This window comes from Microbacterium sp. X-17 (assembly GCF_039615055.1).
In genome coordinates, this window is sequence record NZ_JBDHNI010000013.1 from 12379 (window position 1) to 32772 (window position 20394).

Sequence of the window (20394 nt, forward strand, 5' to 3'; positions counted from 1 at the left end):
CCCGACCCGCCACGGGCTCGTACGCGACCTCCGTCCACTGGAGATCGAACGGCACCGTGAGCACGATCGGACGACGCTCGACCTCGGCCCGCCGGACCGCGACCGCGATGTCCTCCGCGTACGTGTCCGCCGCACGGACCTGCTCGAACCCGGCCCCGGTCGCGACCACCACTTCGCGCTGCGGGATCTTCTGCAGGTTGTGGCGGTCGACGAGCGCCGTGTCCCCGGCGACGAGCAGCAACGGCGTGCGGTTCCGGACGGCCTCGACGAGCGCCGTGACCGTGTTGGTGAGACCCGGTCCGTGCGTCACGGTCGCGACGCCGAGCCGACCGCTCGTGCGCGCGTATCCGTCGGCGGCCAACACCGCGCCCTCCTCGTTCGAGAACGAGGAGTAGCGACCGGCCGTCACCCGCTCGAAGCTGCTCATGATGTACATGTTCGCTTCGCCGAGCACCCCGAACACCTCGGTGATGCCCTGGTCGGCCAACGCACGCGCGAACGCCTCGTGGAAGTGCATCGTCACTGCTCCTCGCTCCCCTTCGCGTCATTGAATCGTTCCGGCACGCTCACGTGAACATCGGTTCGCTGAACGAACCGATGTTCACTTCTTGGCCGGGCATATCGCAAACGTATCGAGAACCGCATACGGCCCTGCAACACCCATCCGCGTTCACTGGGACGCATGGCGAGCAGGGGTATCTCCGTGTACGGGTGCGGGCCGGACGAGGCCGCCTCGTTCCGGGCGATCGCGCCGCGCTTCGGGGTCGTGCCGACCATCACGGACGAAGCCGTGTCCGTGTCGAACGTCGATCTCGCGCGGGGGAACCGGTGCATCAGCGTGGGCCACAAGGCCCGGCTCGCCCCGCCGGTGCTGCGGGAGCTGAGCCGCGCGGGTGTCGCGTACGTCTCGACGCGGAGCGCGGGATACGACCACATCGACGTCGACTTCGCGCGGAGCGTCGGGATCACCGTCGGAAACGTCGCCTACTCCCCCGACAGCGTCGCCGACTACACCCTCATGCTCCTGCTGATGCTGGCCCGGGACACCCGGTCCGTCCTCCGGCGGGCCGACGCGCACGACTTCCGGCTCGGTGCCGCGCGCGGCAGGGATTTGCGCGACCTGACCGTCGGCGTCGTCGGCACCGGACGGATCGGCACCGCCGTCGTGGCGCGGCTGCGCGGGTTCGGCAGCCGTGTGCTGACGCACGATCGCGGGCCGGCCACGGGCACGGAGCACGTCCCGCTCGACGACCTGCTGCGGGAGAGCGACGCGGTGACGCTCCACACGCCGCTCACCCCGGAGACCCACCACCTCCTCGACCGCGGCCGCCTGGCGCGGATGAAGCGGGGCGCGTTCGTGGTGAACACGGGGCGCGGGGCGCTCCTCGACACGGCGGCCCTCGCGGACGCCCTGGAGAGCGGCGCCCTGGGCGGTGCGGCGCTCGACGTGCTCGAGGGCGAGGACGGCGTCTTCTACGCCGACCACCGCGGAAGCCGCCTCGAGTTCCCGCTGCTCGCGCGCTTGCAGCGGCTGCCGAACGTGATCGTCACGCCGCACACCGCCTTCTACACCGAGCGCGCGCTGGACGACACGGTCGAGAACACGATCCTCACCTGCCTGGCGTTCGAAGGGATATCAGCATGAGCAGACCGAGAGTGGCGATCCTCTTCGGCGGCGACTCGGAGGAGCATCCGATCTCCGTCAAGTCGGCCCGGGAGGTCGCGCGCAGCATCGACACCGCCGCATACGAGCTGATCTACGTCGGGATCACGCGCGGCGGCGCGTGGCGGCTCTGCGCGAGCCCCGACGACGACCTGGATGCCGCCGGCGGCCGGTCCGTCGCACTGTCGCCAGATCGCGGCATGCACGGCCTGCTGGTCGATGGCGAACACTCGCCGATCCGCCTCGACGCCGCGCTCCCGGTCCTGCACGGCCGGCACGGCGAGGACGGCGCGATCCAGGGGCTGCTGGAGCTGGCCGGCATCCCGTACGCGGGCTGCGACCTCCCGAGCTCCGCCCTGTGCATGGACAAGTCGCTGGCCTACGTCGTCGCGCGGAGCGCCGGCATCCGTACGCCGGAGTTCCGGATCGTCACACCGGACGCGGACGTCGACGCGAGCGCGCTCGCGTATCCGGTGTTCGTGAAGCCCGCCCGCTCCGGCTCGTCGTTCGGCGTCAGCCGGGTGGATCGAGCTGAGGATCTCGCCGCCGCCGTGGCGGATGCCGCGGCCTACGACGCGAAAGTGCTCGTCGAGGGGGCGGTCGCCGGCAGCGAGGTGGGATGCGCGATCCTCGAGACCGAGCGGGGGCTCGTCGTCGGCGAGGTCGATCAGGTACGCCTCTCCCACGGCTTCTTCCGGATCCACCAGGAGGATGCGCCGGAGCAGGGCTCCGAGAACGCGACGATCGTCGTGCCCGCCGACGTCCCGGCCGAGACACGCCGGCGGGTCCAGGAGGCGGCGAAACGGATCTACCGCGCCCTCGGCTGCCGGGGGCTCGCGCGCGTCGACATGTTCCTCACCGCCGACGGCGAAGTGGTCCTCAACGAGGTGAACACGATGCCCGGGATGACCTCGTACAGCCGCTACCCGCGCATGATGGCGGCCGCCGGGCTCTCCCTCACCGCCGTGATCGACGGGATGCTGTCGTTCGCCCTGCGCGGAGGCCGGTCGTGAACCGGGACTTCGTCCTCGTGGACGAACTGGTATCCGGCATCCGCTGGGACGCCAAGTACGCGACGTGGGACAACTTCACCGGCCGCCCGGTCGACGGGTACCTCGCGAACCGGATCGTCGGCACGAAGGAGCTGTGCGCGGCGCTCGCCCGCGCACGCGACGACGCGGCATCCCGCGGATTCGGCCTGCTCCTGTGGGACGGATACCGCCCGCAGCGCGCCGTGGACTGCTTCCTGCGCTGGTCCGCGCAGCCGGAGGACGGCCGCACGAAGCGCCGCCACTATCCGAACATCGACCGCGCGGACATGTTCGCGCGCGGGTACGTCGCGGCGAAGTCCGGCCACAGCCGCGGCAGCACGGTCGACCTCACGCTCTACCGCCTGGACACCGGCGAGCTGGCCGCGATGGGCGGCGACCACGACCTCATGGATCCGGTGTCGCACCACGGCGCACCGGGCATCGCCCCGGCCGCGTCGCGCAACCGCGCCCACCTCCGCGCGGTCATGGAGGCAAGCGGCTTCCGCCCGTACGCGAGCGAGTGGTGGCATTACACCCTGGCCGACGAGCCCTACCCCGACACGTACTTCGACTTCCCGATCGCCTGACGCCCCCGCCCCCGGCGCGGTTCTGGCCTCCTCCGCCCACCGCCTCCTTCTCGCGACGAAGGGAGGAAATGTGACGAGCGGAGGATCGATTCGAGGTATTCGCTCCTCCCTTGGTGTCATCTCCTCCGCTCGCTACGCGGCGGGGAGGCGGACCGTCACACGGAGGCCGCCGGCCTCGCCCGGCTCCAGCATCAGCGTCCCGTCGTGGGCACGCACGATGCTGTCGACGATCGCGAGGCCGAGGCCCACGCCGGGGTGGTCGCCGCGGATGCGCTCGCCGCCGCGCTGGAAGGGCTCGGCCAGCGTCGCGACGAGCTGCGGGGCGAGCTGCGGTCCGCTGTTCTCGACCGTGAGCACCGCGAACGCGCCACGGGTCTCGGTCGCGATCCGCACCGTGCCCCCGGCCGGGAGGTTGTGCACGATCGCGTTGTGGAGGAGGTTCGTGCCCACCTGAAGGAGCAGCGCCCACGAGCCGAGGACGGGGGCCGCCTCCACCGCGGTCTGCACCGTCACGCCCTGCTTCTCCGCGAGCGGAAGCAGGCTCTCGACGGCCTCCTCCGCGACGAGCGACAGGTCGACCGCCTCCGGCACGAACGCGCGCCGCTCGGCGCGGCTGAGGAGCAGCAGCGCCTCGGTGAGCTCGATCGCCCGCGTGTTGACGACGCGGAGGCGCTCGATGAGCGCGGCCGTGTCGCGTTCCGGATCCGCGCGCGCGACGTCGAGGAGCGTCTGCGTGATCGCGAGCGGCGTGCGCAGCTCGTGCGACGCGTTCGCCGCGAACCGCTGCTGCTCGGCGACGTGCGCCTCCAGCCGCGCCAGCATGGCGTCGAAGCTGTCGGCCAGCTCGCGGAACTCGTCCTGCCGTCCGTCCAGCTCGATCCGGTGCGAGAGCGACCCGTTCGCGGCCCGGCGTGTGGCATCCGTGATCCGCCGCAGCGGGGCGAGCATCCGGCCGGCGAGGAACCACCCGCCCGCGACCCCGATCACCAGGAGGAAGGCGAGCGCCCAGGCCGCGGCGGGCACGAAGGCCCGCTCGAGGTCACCGCGGTTGGGGATGAAGGGGCCGAAGTTCGTGATCTCCCCCGACGGCACGTAGCGCAGGAGGAAGACCCAGACGACCGTGAGCAGCACGGCGCCGGCCAGCAGCACGAGACCCGCGTAGCTGAGGGTGAGCTTGAGGCGGACGCTGATCCCCGGCGCCCGGGTCATCGCTGCGCGTCCGGGTCGATGCGGTAGCCGACGCCCGGCACGGTCGCGATGAGCCACGGCTCGCCGAGCCGCTTGCGGAGCGCCGACACCGTGATGCGGACCGCGTTCGTGAAGGGATCCGCGTTCTCGTCCCACGCGCGTTCGAGGAGCTCCTCCGCGCTGATGACCCCACCCTCGGCGCCGACCAGCACCTCGAGCACCGCGAACTGCTTGCGGGTGAGAGCCACGTAGCGGCCGTCGCGGAACACCTCGCGGCGGAACGGATCCAGCCGGAGCCCCGCGATCTCCCGCACCGGTGGCCGGCTGTGCGCCCGGCGGCGGTCGAGCGCGCGGAGCCGGAGCACGAGCTCCGGCAGCTCGAACGGCTTGGTGAGGTAGTCGTCGGCGCCGATCCCGAAGCCGGACGCCTTGTCATCGAGCCGATCCGCGGCGGTCAGCATGAGGATCGGCATCCCGGTGCCGCCGGCGACGATGCTGCGTGCAACGTCGTCGCCGGACGGCCCGGGGATGTCACGGTCGAGGACCGCGATGTCGTAGGCGTTGATGCCGAGGAGCTCGAGCGCGGTGTCGCCGTCACCCGCGATGTCCGCCGCGATCGCCTCGAGGCGGAGCCCGTCGCGGATCGCCTCCGCCATGTAGGGCTCATCCTCGACGATCAGCACGCGCATGATCCGATGCTACGAGCGGCGGCATATCGCGGGCGTACCGAAAACCCGGTCAGTGCGCGACGACGACCGTCTCGCTCGGCTGCGCGGTCTCCGGCTCGTTCCCGCGGCGGCGCCGCGCGATGAGCTCGGACGGCAGGATGACCGCGACCACCAGCACGAGCGCGATGACGAGCATCCCGGCCGCTCCGGCGAGTCCGAGGTTGACGGTGCCGACGAGCTGCGTGACCCGGTCGCCGCCGGACACGCCCGCGGTGAGGGCCACGAGGACCGCGAGCCCGATCGACAGGCCGAGCTGCTGCGCGGTGTTCGTCATGCCCGATGCCGCACCGGCATCCTCGGTCCGCACGCCCTGCAGGCCGTAGTCCGTCATCGGGGCCAGGGCGAGGCCCTGACCGGCGCCGACGAACATCATCGGGATCGCCAGGTCGACGAAGAACGAGCTGTCGGCGTGGACGAACGACAGCCAGGCCATGCCGACGAGCGTGAGCAGGACGCCGATGCCGAGCGTGGTGAAGAGTCCGATCCGGTTGACCACCGCGGTGACCGCCATCGCCACCGCGAAGTTGACGACCGTCATCGGGAGGAAGCCGAGGCCGGCTTCCAACGCGTTCCAGCCCAGGACCTCCTGGAGGTACTGCGTGAGGAAGAAGAAGAAGCCGATGAACGCGCCCATGTAGAGCAGCCGGATGGCGTAGGCCGACGACCGCACGGCGCTCGCGAAGAGGCGCAGCGGCATGATCGGCTGCGGTGCCCGCCATTCGTTGACGACGAACCCGCCGAGCAGCAGGATCCCCGCGACGATCGGGACGATCGTGGTGGGCGCCGCCCAGCCGCTCAGGGCCGACTCGACGATCCCGAAGATGAGCGCGCTCATGCCGAGCGTGGAGAGCACGGCGCCGGCGATGTCGAACCGCCCCTTGATGCGGTTCGCCTCCGGCACGAAGCGGGCGGTCAGCACGATCATGACGATGCCGATCGGCACGTTCAGCAGGAAGCCGGCGCGCCACGAGATGAGCTCGGCGAACGCGCCGCCGAGGATGAGGCCGAGGCTCGCGCCGATGCCGGCGACCGCCGCGTACAGCATGACCGCGCGCGAGCGCTCCGGCCCCTCGTCGAAGGTCGCCATCAGCAGGGAGAGCGACGTCGGTGCGACGATGGCCGATCCGATGCCCTGCAGGGCGCGGGCGGCGATCATGAACGCGGGATCCATGGCGACCGCCACGAGGACCGACGCGATCGTGAAGATGACGAGCCCGACGATGAACAGCCGGCGGCGGCCGAGGATGTCACCGGCCCGCGCTGCGAGAAGGAGCAGGCCGCCGAAGGTGAGGGTGTACGCGTCCTGGACCCAGGCGAGTCCGGCGGCGCTGAACTGCATCTCGTCGCGGATCGCGGGGAGCCCCGTGAAGATGATCGAGTTGTCGAGGATCACCATGAAGAAGCTGATCAGGATGATGGCCAGGATGGCCGTCTTGTGGACCGACGTTCGCGGCCGTGCAATCGATGTCATGAGTTCCGTATCTCGGTGAAGGGACGCGCGCATCGAGAAGACGCGAGCGCGCACTCTTCATCCAAGGACGGCAGCGACAAAGCTGGGAGTCCCCCGTGTGCCAGGTACTGGAGGACCTCCCCTCCCGAGACGACTCAGCGGGAGGCGCGGGACGGGGTCGGGACGCCGAGCTCGTCGAGGAGGGCCAGCACCCGGCGTTCGATCTCGTCGCGGATCGGGCGGATGTCGGAGAGCTCGAGCCCCGCGGGATCGGCCAGCACCCAGTCCTCGTACCGTTTGCCCGGGAAGACGGGGCACGTGTCGCCGCAGCCCATCGTGACCACGACATCCGCCGTGCGGACGACCTCGTCGGTCCAGGGCTTCGGGTACTCGCGGGAGATGTCGATGCCCCGCTCGCTCATGGCCGCGATCGCCTGAGGGTTGACCTCGGCGGCCGGCTCCGATCCTCCCGACCACGCCACGGCGTTCTCGCCGGCGTAGTGCTGGAAGAAGCCGAGCGCCATCTGCGACCTGCCCGCGTTGTGCACGCAGAGGAACAGGACCGTGGGCGTGCTGTCAGGGTTCATGATGTCTCTCTCCTAGGACGCCACGAGGCGGGGCGCGACGTCGGTGATGCGGTGGTCCAGCTCGGCGTAGGCGGCCTCGAACGCGGCATCCGTGCCGACGCGGACCGGGTCGGGGATCGACCAGTGCAGATTCGCGCTGACTCCCGGACGCTCATGCGCGTTGTCGCACACCGTGATCACGAAGTCCGATCCGGTGAGGACCTCGCCCAGCGCCCGAGGCCGGGCGTTCTCCAAGACGAGACCGTGGCGCGCGGCGACCGCGACTGCTCCCGGCGCGATCCGCTCGGCCGGGAGGGTCCCTGCAGAGGCGGCCGGGATGTCGCTCCGGGCCGACCACAGCGCGGCGGCGAGCTGCGAGCGCGCGGAGTTCGCGGTGCAGACGAACACCACCTTCGAGGCACGGACGGCCGCGCTCGGAACGAGTCCGTCGAGGGCGTCGCCCATCAGATGGATGTAGCTACGGCGGCGATCCGCCTCCGACGTGGTCCGGGCGATCATGCCGACCGATTCCAGCACGTTCAGGTGGTGCGCGACGAGGTTCGACCCGAACCCGAGCGCGAGACGGATCTCCGTCGGGGAGAGGTCGCCGAGCGTCAACAGGTCGACGATCCGCAAACGCGCCGCATCGCCGAGCGCCGCGTGCTTCGCCGCACGCGCTGCGACCTCGGGAGGAAGCTCATCGTTCATTGCCTCAATCTTGACTGAGCTATCTCGGATTCGTCAAGATGTCAGCGATGAACCACACACCCCTCTGGCGTCCGCTGCTCGCGGAGTTCCTCGGCACCGGCCTCCTCGTCGCGATCGTGGTCGGCTCCGGCATCGCCGCCCAACGCCTCTCCCCCGGCGACGTCGGCCTCGAACTCCTGGAGAACTCCCTGGCGACGGCATTCGGGCTCGCCGTGCTGATCGCGCTGCTGCAACCCGTCTCCGGCGCGCACCTCAATCCCGTGGTCACGCTCGCCGACCGCGCGCTCGGCGCGCGACTCGCCCCCGGAAAGATCGTCGCGTACCTGCTCGCTCAGACCGCCGGAGCCATCGGCGGTGCGGTGCTCGCGAACGCGATGTTCGAGGTCCCGACCACGCTGTCGATGAAGGATCGCGCGACGCCGGGCGCCTTCCTCGCCGAGGTGGTCGCCACGGCCGTTCTGCTGCTCGTCATCTTCGGCCTCGTCCGCGCGGGTCGCGTCCTCCTGGTCGCACCCGCGGTCGGCGCCTACATCGGTGCCGCGTACTGGTTCACCTCGTCGACGTCGTTCGCCAACCCCGCGGTCACGATCGGCCGCATCTTCACCGACACGTTCGCCGGCATCGCCCCGATCTCCGCCCTGTGGTTCCTGCTCGCTCAGGTCCTCGGCGCGGCGGTCGGCGTCTCCCTCATCGTGCTCCTCTTCCCGATCCGTCGAACCGCCCCCACATCCTGACCCCGCGCGATCCGGACGGGCTCAGGCGCCGACGGCCGTCTCGGCGTGCGCCCGGGCGCGCTGGCCGAGCCACGCGAGGCTCGGCTTCGGCGTGCGGACGAACGTCTCGCGGTCGACAGCGATGAGACCGAACGTGGGCTCCCAGTGGCCCCACTCGTAGTTGTCGAGCAGGCTCCAATGCAGGTAGCCGCGCACGTCGATGCCGTCCGCGACCGCGTCCTCGAGACCGGCCAGGGCGCCCTCGGTGTACGCGATCCGGCGGGTGTCGTCATCCGTCGCGATGCCGTTCTCGGTGACGAGCAGCGGGATGCCGCCACCGACCTCCCACGCGTGACGGAGCGCGATGCCGAGCGCGTCCGGACGGTACGCCGACCCGACGAGCGTGTTGTCCGGGTGCGGCGGATGCGGCACGGGCCCGTTCGCGTCGACCGGCTGCGAGGAGTACGACTGCACGCCGATGAAGTCGTCGCCGGCCGATCCCTCCAGGTAGAGGTCCTCCCACACGTGCGACACCTCGGCGTACGTCGCCTCGTTGCCCGGCGTCGGGGTGAAGGCCTGGTTCGCGATCGTCCAGCCGACCTTGGCGGTCGTCCGCGCGCGCAGGATCCCGACGGCCTGGCGATGGAGCGCGATGAGCGCGCGACCGACCTCGGGATCGGGCGTGGGCAGTGAGGCGACGAGGCCTGCGTGATCCGACGTGTCGACCTCCAGCGTGGGGCTCTGCCACTCGTCCATCGCACCGGACGCGGCCAGCTCCGCGAACGCCGTCATGAGCGCGAGCATGTTCGGCTCGTTGAACGTGATGATCCACTCCACGCCGTCGAGGATCTCCGTCACCCGCTCGACGTAGGCACCCCAGCGCTGCGCCGCGGTCGGGCCGGTGAGCCCGCCGCCCTCGTCGGCGAACCACGCCGGCGACGTGAAGTGGTGGAGCGTGACGACCGGGGTCAGGCCGAGCTCGAGCGCGGTGTCGATCATCCGCCGGTAGTGTGCGAGCTCCGCGCGGGAGAACAGGTCCGGACGCGGCTGGATGCGCGCCCACTCGATGCCGAACCGGTACGCCGTGAGGCCGGCGTCCGCCATCAGCTGCATGTCCTCGCGATAGCGGTGGTAGGAGTCGCAGGCGTCGCCGCTGTATGTCGCGCCGGGCATGCGGGTCTCGGTGCGCCAGAAGTCGGCGTTGACGTTGTTGCCCTCGACCTGGTGCGGCGCCGTCGCGGCGCCCCACAGGAATCCGGGTGCGAGCGTGGTCATCGGAATGCCTCCAGAGTGATGGGATCGGTGCCCGCCGCGTTCAGCGGGCACCCTTGACCGGGATGATGGCGATGCCGGCGATCGCCACGAGCACGAACGCGGCGACCCAGATGAGTCCGTAGCCGCCGGTGAGCGCCACGATCTGCGCAGCGAGGATGGGGCCGAGCGCCTGACCGAGGTTGCTGCCGAGGGCCGCGACGCCGAGGTCGCGCCCGGCGGCGTTCGGGTCCGGGAGCACGTCGACGAACAGCGCCTGGTCGATCGGCAGGTAGATGCCGAACGCGATGCCGGCGGCGATCGCCTGGATGAACAGCGCCGGCACCGCGGGCCACACGAACGGCACGATCATCGACAGCGACATGAGGATCGACGCGGCGATCACGAACGGCTTGCGACGGCCGATCCGGTCCGAGATGCGCCCGACGACGATCACCGCGATGAGCGTGCCGGGGACGCCGGCGAGGCTCAGCAGCGGGACGAGGCCGGTCGCGGCCTCGACGCTGAGCGTCGGGCGCACGTAGCTCTGCAGCATGTACAGCGCGAGCGCGGTCGACACGGTGTAGCCGAACGTGAGGAGGAGCCGGGCGATCCACACCCAGCGGAAGTCCGCGGCGCGCAGCGGGATGAGGAAGCCCTTGAAGAACGCGCCCCACTTCAGCGGCGGGATGGCGAGGTCCTTCGACGAGCGGTCCCGCAGGATCAGCACGAACAGCACCCCGAGCAGGGCCACCGCGGCCGCGAACACGAAGTAGAGATCGAGGCCCACCGCGCCGAACGCGATGCCCGCGCCGACGCCGCCGATGATGCCGCCGGCGAACGTGCCGAGCGCGACCATGCTGGAGACGGTCCCGCGCTTCCGCTCGGTCACCCGGTCGGCGAGCGTGGTGTTGAGCGGCGCGAGCGCCATGTTGAGCACGACCTGTGCGATCGTCCACAGGATCGCCGCGAGCGCGATGGTCGGCGCGAAGCGCAGACCGGCGAGGAACGCCCCGCCGACGAGCACGCCGAAGAGGATCCAGGGCGCGCGCCTGCCGATCCGCGAGCGCGTGCGGTCGGACAGGACGCCCACGATCGGCTGGATCAGCATGGTGCCCACGACACCGATCGCCGTGACGAGCGCGAGCGACTGCGCGCGAGCGCCGTCGAAGCCGGCGAGGATGCTGAGCTGCCGCGCCTGGTCGGCGGTCGCCGTCGCCGTGCCGGCCGCGATGTCCTGCTGGAGCTGCTGCAGTTGCTGGAGGTTGACGGTCGCGTCGGAGCCGACGAACCAGTTCGCGAACTCGATGATCTGCACCTGGTTCGGCAGGAGGATCGTCGAGACGCCCGCCCAGATGGCCGTGAACGCCGCCGTGCTCAGGGCGAACCAGAGCGTGTAGCGCCGCAGCGGTGCGCCCCGCAGGTACTTCATGGAGGTGCCGACGGTGGTCGGCTCCTCGATCGTGGCGAGGTCGGTGCCGACCGCCTTGGTGGTGAGTGCTACTCGTGCCATGTCAGTTCCCAATCTTCATTGATTCGGTTCAGTGCTCGGCGGCGGTGCCGTCGAGAAGGGCGGAGAGGCCGCCGTCGCCGCCGAACTGCGCGACGCGCGCGAGCGGGATCGAGGCCAGCATCCGCATCATGTCCATGCCGAGCGTGTCGCCCGCCGCGGCGTCGACGCCGCCGGTCCCGGCCGCGAGCAGCGGCAGGATGGTCTCCGCGGCGGCGGGGTCGGCCATGATCTCGCCCAGCGTCGTGGATCGGGACACGATGAGCGGACGCTCGTCGCCGACGACGGCGACGGAGCCGGAGAGCCGGATGTCGCGGCTCGATGCGGCCGCGTGGACCTCGTACTCCCCCGTCTCCAGCGTCCACGCGCCGTTCCGGAGGTCCCAGTAGGCGAGGTCGGCACGACGGAGGAGGACCGTGGCGGTCACGCTCTCCCCCGGCTGCAGGGTGACGTCCGTGAAGCCCTTGAGCTCGCGGACCGGCCGCCGCACGGCCGAGTCGGGCTTGCCGACGTAGAACTGCACGATCTCGCGTCCGGCCCGCGTGCCGGTGTTGGTCACCCGGACCGCCGCCGTGATGCCGTCGTCGCACGCGGCCAGCTCCAGCCCGGAGTACGCGAAGGTCGTGTACGAGAGGCCGTGGCCGAACGGATACGTCACGGCGAGGTCGCGCGCGTCGTACCAGCGGTGCCCGATGTGGAGCCCCTCGCCGTAGAGGATGCGGGAGTTCTCGCTCGGGAAGTTGAGGTAGGCCGGGACGTCCTCGATCCGTTCCGGAACGGTCTCGGTGAGCTTGCCCGAGGGGTTTGCCGCGCCGACGAGGACGTCCGCGATCGCCGCGCCGCCGCCCTGGCCGAGGAGCGCCGCGGCGAGGATGGCCCGCGCGGTGCCGGCCACCGGGGCGAGGCGCACGACCCCGCCGTGCGAGAGGACCACGACGATCGGCGTGCCGGTCGCCGCGAGTACGTCGAGCAGCTCGCGCTGGTCGGCCGGCAGCTCGATCGTGTCCCGGTCGAAGCCCTCCGACTCCTGCCGGGCGCCGAGGCCGAGGAAGAGCACGACGACCTCGGCCCGCGCCGCCGTCGCGACGGCTTCGGCGCGGAGCGCCGCGGCGTCCAGGCTGTCGTCGGTCGTGAAGCCCCGCGCGAACTCGACCCGGTCGAACCGGGTGCGCAGCTCCTCGAGCGGCACGTCCACGCGCGTCGGGTTGACGTGCGAGCTGCCGCCGCCCTGGTAGCGGGGCTGCTCCGCGAACTCGCCGATGACGGCGATCCGCCGCTCCCGCGCGAGCGGGAGGATCCCGTCCTCGTTCTTCAGCAGCGCGATGGACTGGGACGCCGCCTCGCGGGCCAGCGCGTGGTGCGCCTCGTGATCGACCGTCACCTCGCGGCGTGCGGCCCGGGCGCGGAGCGCGAGCTCGGCGACCGCGTTCGCGGCGCGATCCACCGCCGCCAGGGACAGGCGTCCGTCCTCGGCCGCCGCGAGCGCGAGCGCGTCGGACGCGCCGCCGTTGCCGGGCATCTCGAGGTCGAGTCCCGCCTCGACCGCGGCGACCTTGTCGTCGACTGCGCCCCAGTCGCTGACGACGACGCCGTCGAAGCCCCACTCGTCGCGGAGGAGGCGCGTGAGGAGCCAGTGGTTCTCGGCCGCGTAGACGCCGTTGATGCGGTTGTACGAGCACATGACCGTCCACGGCCGGGCATCCTCGACGACCCGCTGGAACGGACGGAGGTAGAGCTCCCGCAGCGTGCGCTCGTCGATCTCGGAGCTGGAGCGCATCCGGTCGTCCTCGGACTCGTTCGCCACGAAGTGCTTGACCGAGGCCCCGACGCCCTGCGCCTGGAGTCCGGTGACCCACGCGGCGCCGAGCGCGCCGCTCAGGATCGGATCCTCCGAGAAGTACTCGAAGTTGCGTCCGGCCCGGGGGTCGCGCTTCAGGTTCACGCCCGGCCCGAGCAGCACGCTGACGCCGGCTGCCTGCGCCTCGCGTCCGAGCGCCTCGCCGATGCGACCGGCGAGGGCTGTGCTCCAGGCCTGCGAGAGGCCGGCCGCCGGCGGGAAGCAGGTCGCGGGGAGGCTGCCGCCGAGGCCGAGGTGATCGCCGCCGTCCGCCTGCATCCGGAGTCCGTGCGGTCCGTCCGTGAGGTGGATGGCCGGGATCGCGCCGACCGCCTCGGTCTTCCAGAACGAGGCGCCGCTGGCCAGCGACACCTTCTCGGCGAGCGTCAGGTCGGCCGTTGCGGGAGACGTCTTCGTCACGGGGTTCCCTCTTCGTCGGGGGGCAAGAACGAAGAAACTGTACGTCATACACTTTTTTGATGCAAGCGCCGCCGTGAGGTGCCTATAGTGGCGGAATGGCCAGGAAGGGCACGTACGCGAAGGGCGTCGCGAAGCGCGAGGAGATCCTCGACACCGCGCTCGATGTGATCGCGCGCACGGGGTACTCGAGCGCGACCGTCAAGGAGCTCGCGACCGCGGTGGGGCTCACGCAGATGGGGCTGCTGTACTACTTCGGGACGAAGGAGGCGCTCTTCGCCGAGATCGTCCGCCGGCGCGACGAACGCGACTCGGCGGAGTTCGACCACGGCGGGCTGCCCGCGGCCGGAGGTCCGCAGGACCTCGGTGCCGAGCTCGCGAAACTCGTGAAGCACAACGCCGACGTGCCCGGTCTCGTGCAGCTCTACAACAGCCTCACCGCGGAAGCCGCGACGCCCAGGCACGAATCGCACGAATACTTCACGCAGCGCTACCAGCAGGTGGCGGTGCGGATGTCGGTCGTTCTCGAGCAGATGCAGAAGGACGGCAGCCTGCGCGCCGACATCGATCCGCGGATGATCATCGCGATGAGCAGCGCCCTGATCGACGGCCTCCAGACCCAGTGGCTCTTCGACCCGACCCTCGACATGGCCCGCCACGTCGAGTTCTTCTGGGAGACGATCGATCTCGCCTACGGAACGCGCCGCGATCAGTAGCGCTCCCGTGCGGGCCCCGCGCCGCGGCGCACAACTCCTGCACCCACCCCCGCAGAGACGGTCCCAGGCGCGGAACCGCGCGGGAGCCGGGCCCGGGTGAGCCCCGGAGTGCAGGAGTTGTGCGGGACGGACCCGAGCGACTCAGGCGGGCGCGGCCTCCGCGAGCGACCGGAGTGTGAGCGCCAGCACGTGCGCGGGGCTGTCGACGTCGTCGTGCTCCGCCCACCAGATCATCGCCGAGAGGCCGGCGGCGACGAGGGTGCGCGCGACCAGTTCGGGCGGCGCCGACAGGCCCGTGGCGCGGCCCACGGCGGCGGTCATCCGCTCGTGGAGGGTGTCGAGAGTCGTGTGCCGCATGAGCGCGGGGGTCGCGCCCACGAGCCTGAGCCGCCGTCGTAGCGAGGTCACCTGCGCCGGGTCCGCCAGCTCCGCCGGCGTCCGGAACACCCGATGCACGATCTGAGCCAGCGTCTGGGGCTCCGGGTCCGCGGTGACGGCACGGAACGCGCGATCCAGCCCGTCGTCCAGGTCGTCCCACACGAGGTCGGCCTTCGAGGGGAACAGCCGGAACAGGGTCTGCTTGCTGATCCGGGCAGCATCCGCGATCTCGTCGACGGTCGTCTGCTCGTACCCGCGCTCCTCGAAGAGTCGCAAGGCGGTCTCGCGCACGGCGGCGCGATCGATGGTGGCGGGTCTTCCGCGTGGTTTGCCCATTTATGTTACCCAGTACTATATTTCAGATGCTCACACGAACCTACCGGTTCACGAAGGGACGGACAATGACGACGCTCGAAGGAAAAGTAGCGATCATCACGGGAGCACGCCGCGGCATCGGCCGGGCCGAGGCACTGACGCTCGCGGGCGCCGGCGCGAAGGTCGTGGTGTGCGACATCGTGTTCGACGACGAGATGACCTCCTTGCAGGACGAGATCGCCGCCGCGGGAGGCGAGAGCCTGGCGTTCGCGTGCGACGTGACGAAGAAGGACGACATCGACCACGTCGTGGCGCAGACGATCGCGACGTACGGGCGGGTCGACATCCTCGTCAACAACGCGCAGACCGGCCTGACGCCGGTGCCGTGGGAAGAGCTGAGCGACAAGCTGTTCACGCAGTCGTTCGAGTCCGGGCCGCTGGCGTCGTTCCGGTTCATGCAGGCCTGCTTCCCGTACATGAAGGCGCAGGGCTGGGGCCGCATCATCAACACGTCGTCCGGCGCCTCGCGCGGCGGGGTCCCGAACTTCGGCCACTACGCCGCGGCGAAGGGCGCCATCGCGTCGCTCACGTACGCGGCCGCCACGGACTGGGGCCAGTACGGCATCACGGCGAACGTGATCTACCCGGCGATCCTCACGCCGGCGCTGAAGGGATACCTCGAGGCAGAGCCGTCGCGCCGCGCGGAGATGGAGGCGCGCGTTCCGGTGCGCTACGTCGGCGACCCGCTCGACGACCTCGGCCCGATCGTGCTCTTCCTCGCCAGCGACGCCTCCGGCTACCTCACCGGCCACCCGTTCTTCGTCGACGGCGGTGCCGGCCAGGGTCCGCGCTGATCGGGACTTCGCGCCGGACGTGCGCGGGCCGCTATTCTCGCGGTCGTGTGCACCCGGATCCTGTGGAATGACAATGGCGTCGCGAACGCCGTAAGCCGCTGCATGGACTGGGCGGTGACCGACGAGCCCGAGCTGTGGTTCGTGCCGCGCGGCACGGCCCGCTCGGGCGGCGACGCCGAGACCGCGCTGGAGTGGGTGTCGGCCTACTCCAGCTTCGCGGTCAGCATGTGGGGCGTCGGCACGGTCGACGGGCTGAACGAGAAGGGCCTCGCCGCCCACGCCCTCTACCTCGAGCCCGAGGACAACGGCGGGGCGGCGGATGACGGCCGTCCGTCGGTCGCGCACACGCTGTGGGCGCAATACCTGCTGGACACCTTCGCCACGGTCGCCGAGGCGGTCGCCGCGATCGACGACGTGCGGATCGCGTTCCCGCCCCTGCGCGGCGAGCACCTCGGCATCCACATCGCGATCGAGGATGCGAGCGGCGATTCCGCGATCATCGAGCCGATCGACGGGGAGCTCGTCGTGCACCACGGACCCGAGCACACCGTGATGACGAACTCTCCCCCGCTGGACCAGCAGCTCGAGAACCTCGCGCGGTATCGCCCCTTCGGCGGCGAGCTGCCCCCGCCCGGCGACATCACGTCGCGCGACCGCTTCGTGCGCGCCTCGTACTTCCTGCACTATCTCCCGGCCCCCGCCTCGGCCGAGCAGGCCATGGCGGGCGTGTTCCAGCTCATCTCGAACGTGTCCGTGCCGTTCGGCGCGCCCTACGACGACGGCGGTGTCTACCCGACCTGGTGGCACTCGGGCGCCGACCTGACCCACGGCACCTACTACTTCGGCGCGACGGACAGCCCGAGCATCTTCTGGCTCGACCTCGATGCGCAGAAGGACGGCCGCGAGGTCCTGCGGCTCGACCCGCGCGATCCGTCGCTCGTCGGCGAGGCGTCGGCCCGTTTCGAGCCCGCCACCCTCCGCTACTGATCCGCCGACGGCTCAGCGTGCGGGCGCGGCGAACGGCTCGACGAGGTAGTGGACGTTGCCGACGCCGTCGCGGAAGGCGGCCTCCCAGGCGCCGAGCGGGGGTCGCAGGCCCGCCTGCATCGGCACCACCGTGGTCGCCGGCGGCGCCACGAACTCGACGCCGGCGGCGCTCAGCTCCTCGTAGGCGCGGCGGCAGTCGTCGGTCGTGAGCCCCCACCCCGGCATCTCGTGCCGGCCGAGGGCGGCTCGCAGCCCGACGGCGTGGAGGTCGTCGAACCAGGCGTTCGGCACGAGCAGACACGCCTGCACCTCCGGGTGCGCGGGGTGGTGGATGGTGACCCAGCGGTTCTCGCCGTTCGCGCTCACCTCGTCGGCCCCGACCTCGAAGCCCAGGACGTCGCGGTAGAACATCACCGCCTCGTCGACGTCGGCAACGAAGAGGTCGAGCATGAACACCCCGCCGAGGGCCGCGGGGTGGGCGCCGGCCGCGGGGATAGCCGGCCACTTCTCCCGATCGTCGGACAGCGTGCCCGGCTCGATGAGGATGTGGAGGTTTCCGCATCCGTCGGTGATCAGGGCCTCCACCTCGCCGAGCTGACGCCGGAAATCGCGGGAGACGTCCGGCGCGCGGCGCACCGGCTCCTGCAGGAACCGCACCCCCGCCTCGGTCAGCGCACGGTGGCTGCGGTCCATGTCGGTGGTGACGAGGCCGAGCGAAGCGTGTTTCGCGATGGAGAGCGCGTGCTCGAGGCCCGTTCGCAGAACCGGGCTCAGCCGCCCCCCCGGCCGGGTGAGACGCAGCTGCAGCGACGGATTCGCCGGATGCCCGACGGTGAGCCATCCCTCCGCCGGCCTAGAACCGGGGAGGTCCGCGACCGTGTCGAACCCGAACGTCTCGACGTAGATACGCTGGGCCGCGTCGACGTCGAGCGCGTAGACGTCGGCGACGGAGATCCCGGTGACGGCGCGATCGGCATCCCTCGGCCCGTTCATCGCGCCGCTCCCACGCGCCGTTCGATCCAGTCGATGATCACGTCGGCGACGACCGTGTTGTTGCGGTCGAACATCATCATGTGGCTGTTCCCTCGGATGTCGTGCTCGGGCAGATGGACCACGTCGACGCTGCCGCCGACCCGCTCGATGCGCAGGGCGAGCTCGCGGGCCGCGAGCAGCAGCTCGGTCCACACCACCCCGGGGAACACCTCGGCCTTGTCGAGGTTGTCGCCGAAGAGCATGAGGATCGGCACGCAGGCGAGCAGCTCCACCTCCTCGTCGGTGTACTCGCGGCAGAGCCCCTCGATCATCACGGTCCCCCGCACACTGGTGGGGTCGGCGAAGACCGCCTCGAACGGGAAGGCACCGGACTCGGAGTGCCCCACGACCACCGCGCCGCCGATGTCTCGCGCGAGCTCGGCGACGCGCAGCGAGGTGGGGTTGGGCGCGGGGCGCACGGCATAGGCCGGGATCTGATGCTTCGTCAGTTGCTCGAAGGCCTCGGCGGGGAACTCGTTGCCCTCGAACGGCACCCCCAGCTCGGGGCCGATGCGGTTCACGGTCCAGCACGCCTCGTTGCTCACGCGATAGAACGTGGGCGCCTGATCGGCCGGCAGCGTCCCGTCGTGCACGTCGTTGATGGGGCCCTGACGGAAGCCCGATCGGGCCCGGCCGACCTGGTCGGCCAGGTACACCGGGAATCCGCGTCGCGCGAAGTACTCGTCCCAGCCCATCCGCCCGTCGGGGGTCGTCCGCCAGGAGCTGGCGGAGATGCCGCCGCCGGGGACCATGACCACGGCGGTGTCGTTCCCGGTCACGGGGATCAGGTACTCGACGTACATCGGATCGTCGACCACGTGCCCCCCTCCCAGCTGGCCCAGCTGGGAGGGGGTCTGCGCCACCCCCGTGTCTCCGCCGACGTAGAAGTTGCCGATCCGCTCCAGCACGAGCGGACCTCTCCGTGCGGCATCCTGCTCGATCGCCATCGCGTGTCCTTTCACTCGGCGGGCGCGTCCACGGCGTGCCGGTCGACGTGCCGACGCGGCACGAGGAACAGCCACACCACGCCCAGCGCGAGGATGAGCAGCCCGCCGAGCAGGAAGCCGAACGAGATGTTCGGCAGCGGGATGACGCCGTTCTCGTCACCCGTGCCGATGACGTTGATGACGATCGCCGTCGACACCGACGCCACGAGCGACCCGGCCGCGTACTGCATGCCGACCGTGACCGCGACGTTGTCCTGCCGCGTGGATGCGGCGGTGAGGGCCATGCTGCAGTGGTACACGGTCAGGAGGCCCAGCCCGTAGACGAAGACCCACACGAAGAACTCCCCGTAGGAGTCGTTGAACCAGGCCAGACCGACGAACGCGCAGGTGGTGACGACGGCGCCGCCGAACATGACGACGCGCGGACCGAACGCCCGGAGCAGCAGGCCCGACGTGACCCAGGTCACTGCCGCGGCCGGGAGCAGCATCAGCAGGGGCAGCGTGGACTCCAGCACGCCGAGCCCGAGCCCGTAGCCCGAGCTCTGCGGCGCCTGGAGCATGATCGGCATGAGCGAGAACATGAACGCGGACGTCAGGTAGATCGACCAGGCCCCCGTGTAGCCGCTCAGCATCAGTCGGGCATCGTCGCGGTGGAACGCCATCAGTCGGTGCGGGTTGCGCACCTGCTGCACGACCCACAGCACGCACAGCACCGCGGCCACGATCAGCACCGTGACGGTACGCGGGTCGCCGTACCCGTCGTCGATGCCCCACGACATCCCCAGCAGCAGCGCGAACAGCCAGAGACCGAGCCCGATGCCGCCGACGAGGTCGAACCGCACCGCGTCACGGGACACCTGCGCCTCGGGGGTCGCGATGACCAGCCCGATGAGCAGGACGTAGCCGGCCGCGGTGACCCAGAAGATCGCTTGCCACGGGATGCCGCTGACGATGAAAAGGCCGCCCAGGAGCGAGGCGACCGCGACCACCGCGAAGGAGGTGGTGGCGTTGAGGAAGGAGAACCGCTGCACCTGTGCCGCGGATGCCCGCGGGCGGATGAGGCCCCAGACCAGCGCCACCGCGGCCAGGCCCATGCCCATCATCACGCGGCCGATGAGAAGGACCGGGAACGACCAGGCGAAGCCCGCGAGCACCGCGCCCACCAGTCCGATCCCGGAGATGATCAGGAGCATGCGGCGCTGACCGAACGAGTCGCCGGCGCGGGCGAGGAAGCCGGAGAACGCCGCCCCGGCGAGGGTGTAGCCGTTGAGGATCCAGCCGACGTCGGCGGCGTTCAGGGAGAGGTCGTGCATCATCGTGGCGATCAAGGGGCTCAACGCCGAGCCCTGCATGTCGTTCACGATGACGGCGGTGACCATGGTCGCCGCCAGGAGTGCGACGAGCGCGCGCGTCGCCGGCACCGCGTGTGCGATGGCGACCCCGCTGCGGGGGCGTACGTCTGTCATGTCAAACCTCGGTTCAGATATGAAGCGGGTACTGCAGGTCATCGGTCGCC

The 20394-nt window shown here is 70.8% G+C and carries 20 protein-coding genes; 7 read left to right on the plus strand and 13 right to left on the minus strand.

Annotated features, from left to right (window positions below):
- On the minus strand, positions 1-517 hold a 517-nt coding region (locus tag ABCS02_RS34110; protein ID WP_345840217.1), incomplete at its 3' end, for a thiamine pyrophosphate-binding protein.
- Positions 518-682: 165 nt separating this feature from the next.
- On the opposite strand from ABCS02_RS34110, the gene ABCS02_RS34115 reads away from it, so the two are divergent.
- From ABCS02_RS34115 to vanX, 3 genes are read left to right on the plus strand one after another with little or no spacing between them, the layout of a single operon-like run.
- Positions 683-1645, plus strand: a complete 963-nt coding sequence (locus tag ABCS02_RS34115) for an NAD(P)-dependent oxidoreductase (protein WP_345840173.1) — start codon at positions 683-685, stop codon at positions 1643-1645.
- The gene (gene vanA / locus ABCS02_RS34120) at positions 1642-2676 is read left to right on the plus strand and encodes a D-alanine--(R)-lactate ligase (protein ID WP_345840174.1); all 1035 of its coding nucleotides are present in this window, start codon (positions 1642-1644) and stop codon (positions 2674-2676) included. The genes ABCS02_RS34115 and vanA overlap by 4 nt, the downstream gene beginning before the upstream one ends.
- Positions 2673-3281 (plus strand): D-Ala-D-Ala dipeptidase VanX, encoded by a 609-nt coding sequence (gene vanX, locus ABCS02_RS34125; RefSeq protein ID WP_345840175.1) that lies wholly within the window; start codon positions 2673-2675, stop codon positions 3279-3281. Before vanA ends, vanX begins: the two co-directional genes overlap by 4 nt.
- 132 nt (positions 3282-3413) lie before the next feature.
- On the opposite strand, the gene ABCS02_RS34130 is transcribed toward vanX, so the two are convergent.
- The 5 genes from ABCS02_RS34130 to ABCS02_RS34150 form a co-directional block, all read right to left on the minus strand.
- Positions 3414-4490, minus strand: coding sequence for a HAMP domain-containing sensor histidine kinase (locus ABCS02_RS34130; protein ID WP_345840176.1), 1077 nt, complete (start codon positions 4488-4490; stop codon positions 3414-3416).
- On the minus strand, positions 4487-5158 hold the full coding sequence (locus ABCS02_RS34135) for a response regulator transcription factor (protein WP_345840177.1): 672 nt from the start codon (positions 5156-5158) through the stop codon (positions 4487-4489). The genes ABCS02_RS34130 and ABCS02_RS34135 overlap by 4 nt, the downstream gene beginning before the upstream one ends.
- A 49-nt stretch (positions 5159-5207) precedes the next feature.
- A complete protein-coding gene (locus tag ABCS02_RS34140) occupies positions 5208-6668 on the minus strand; it encodes an MFS transporter (protein WP_345840178.1) in 1461 nt (486 codons plus the stop codon).
- A gap of 134 nt (positions 6669-6802) precedes the next feature.
- A complete protein-coding gene (locus ABCS02_RS34145; protein ID WP_345840179.1) occupies positions 6803-7234 on the minus strand; it encodes an arsenate reductase ArsC in 432 nt (143 codons plus the stop codon).
- 12 nt (positions 7235-7246) lie between these two features.
- Entirely contained in the window at positions 7247-7921 is a 675-nt protein-coding gene (locus ABCS02_RS34150) for an ArsR family transcriptional regulator (protein ID WP_345840180.1), read from the minus strand.
- 47 nt (positions 7922-7968) lie between these two features.
- Here ABCS02_RS34150 and ABCS02_RS34155 point away from each other — a divergent pair, with 47 nt between their 5' ends.
- Entirely contained in the window at positions 7969-8655 is a 687-nt protein-coding gene (locus ABCS02_RS34155; RefSeq protein WP_345840181.1) for an MIP/aquaporin family protein, read from the plus strand.
- 21 nt (positions 8656-8676) lie between these two features.
- Here the strand turns inward: ABCS02_RS34155 and ABCS02_RS34160 are convergent, their stop codons facing one another.
- Genes ABCS02_RS34160 through ABCS02_RS34170 form a run of 3 tightly spaced genes read right to left on the minus strand, consistent with a single transcriptional unit; the run spans position 8677 to position 13652 of the window.
- Positions 8677-9909 carry a family 1 glycosylhydrolase gene (locus ABCS02_RS34160; protein WP_345840182.1) on the minus strand — a complete coding sequence of 411 codons (1233 nt, stop codon included), beginning with the start codon at positions 9907-9909 and terminating at the stop codon, positions 8677-8679.
- A gap of 40 nt (positions 9910-9949) precedes the next feature.
- Positions 9950-11398 carry an MFS transporter gene (locus ABCS02_RS34165; protein ID WP_345840183.1) on the minus strand — a complete coding sequence of 483 codons (1449 nt, stop codon included), beginning with the start codon at positions 11396-11398 and terminating at the stop codon, positions 9950-9952.
- A gap of 28 nt (positions 11399-11426) precedes the next feature.
- On the minus strand, positions 11427-13652 hold the full coding sequence (locus ABCS02_RS34170; protein ID WP_345840184.1) for a glycoside hydrolase family 3 C-terminal domain-containing protein: 2226 nt from the start codon (positions 13650-13652) through the stop codon (positions 11427-11429).
- Positions 13653-13747: 95 nt separating this feature from the next.
- Here ABCS02_RS34170 and ABCS02_RS34175 point away from each other — a divergent pair, with 95 nt between their 5' ends.
- Complete coding sequence (locus ABCS02_RS34175; protein WP_345840185.1) at positions 13748-14365, plus strand: TetR/AcrR family transcriptional regulator; 618 nt, start codon at positions 13748-13750, stop codon at positions 14363-14365.
- 141 nt (positions 14366-14506) lie between these two features.
- Here ABCS02_RS34175 and ABCS02_RS34180 read toward each other — a convergent pair whose 3' ends face one another.
- Positions 14507-15079, minus strand: a complete 573-nt coding sequence (locus ABCS02_RS34180; protein ID WP_345840186.1) for a TetR family transcriptional regulator — start codon at positions 15077-15079, stop codon at positions 14507-14509.
- Positions 15080-15105: 26 nt separating this feature from the next.
- Between ABCS02_RS34180 and ABCS02_RS34185 the strand changes: the two genes are divergently transcribed.
- A complete protein-coding gene (locus ABCS02_RS34185) occupies positions 15106-15912 on the plus strand; it encodes an SDR family NAD(P)-dependent oxidoreductase (protein WP_345840187.1) in 807 nt (268 codons plus the stop codon).
- A gap of 45 nt (positions 15913-15957) precedes the next feature.
- The gene (locus ABCS02_RS34190; RefSeq protein WP_345840188.1) at positions 15958-16899 is read left to right on the plus strand and encodes a linear amide C-N hydrolase; all 942 of its coding nucleotides are present in this window, start codon (positions 15958-15960) and stop codon (positions 16897-16899) included.
- 12 nt (positions 16900-16911) lie between these two features.
- Here the strand turns inward: ABCS02_RS34190 and ABCS02_RS34195 are convergent, their stop codons facing one another.
- From ABCS02_RS34195 to ABCS02_RS34205, 3 genes are read right to left on the minus strand one after another with little or no spacing between them, the layout of a single operon-like run.
- Complete coding sequence (locus ABCS02_RS34195) at positions 16912-17892, minus strand: VOC family protein (RefSeq protein WP_345840189.1); 981 nt, start codon at positions 17890-17892, stop codon at positions 16912-16914.
- Positions 17889-18878 carry a hypothetical protein gene (locus ABCS02_RS34200; RefSeq protein ID WP_345840190.1) on the minus strand — a complete coding sequence of 330 codons (990 nt, stop codon included), beginning with the start codon at positions 18876-18878 and terminating at the stop codon, positions 17889-17891. Before ABCS02_RS34200 ends, ABCS02_RS34195 begins: the two co-directional genes overlap by 4 nt.
- An 11-nt stretch (positions 18879-18889) precedes the next feature.
- Positions 18890-20344, minus strand: a complete 1455-nt coding sequence (locus ABCS02_RS34205) for an MFS transporter (protein ID WP_345840191.1) — start codon at positions 20342-20344, stop codon at positions 18890-18892.
- Positions 20345-20394 lie beyond the last annotated feature (50 nt).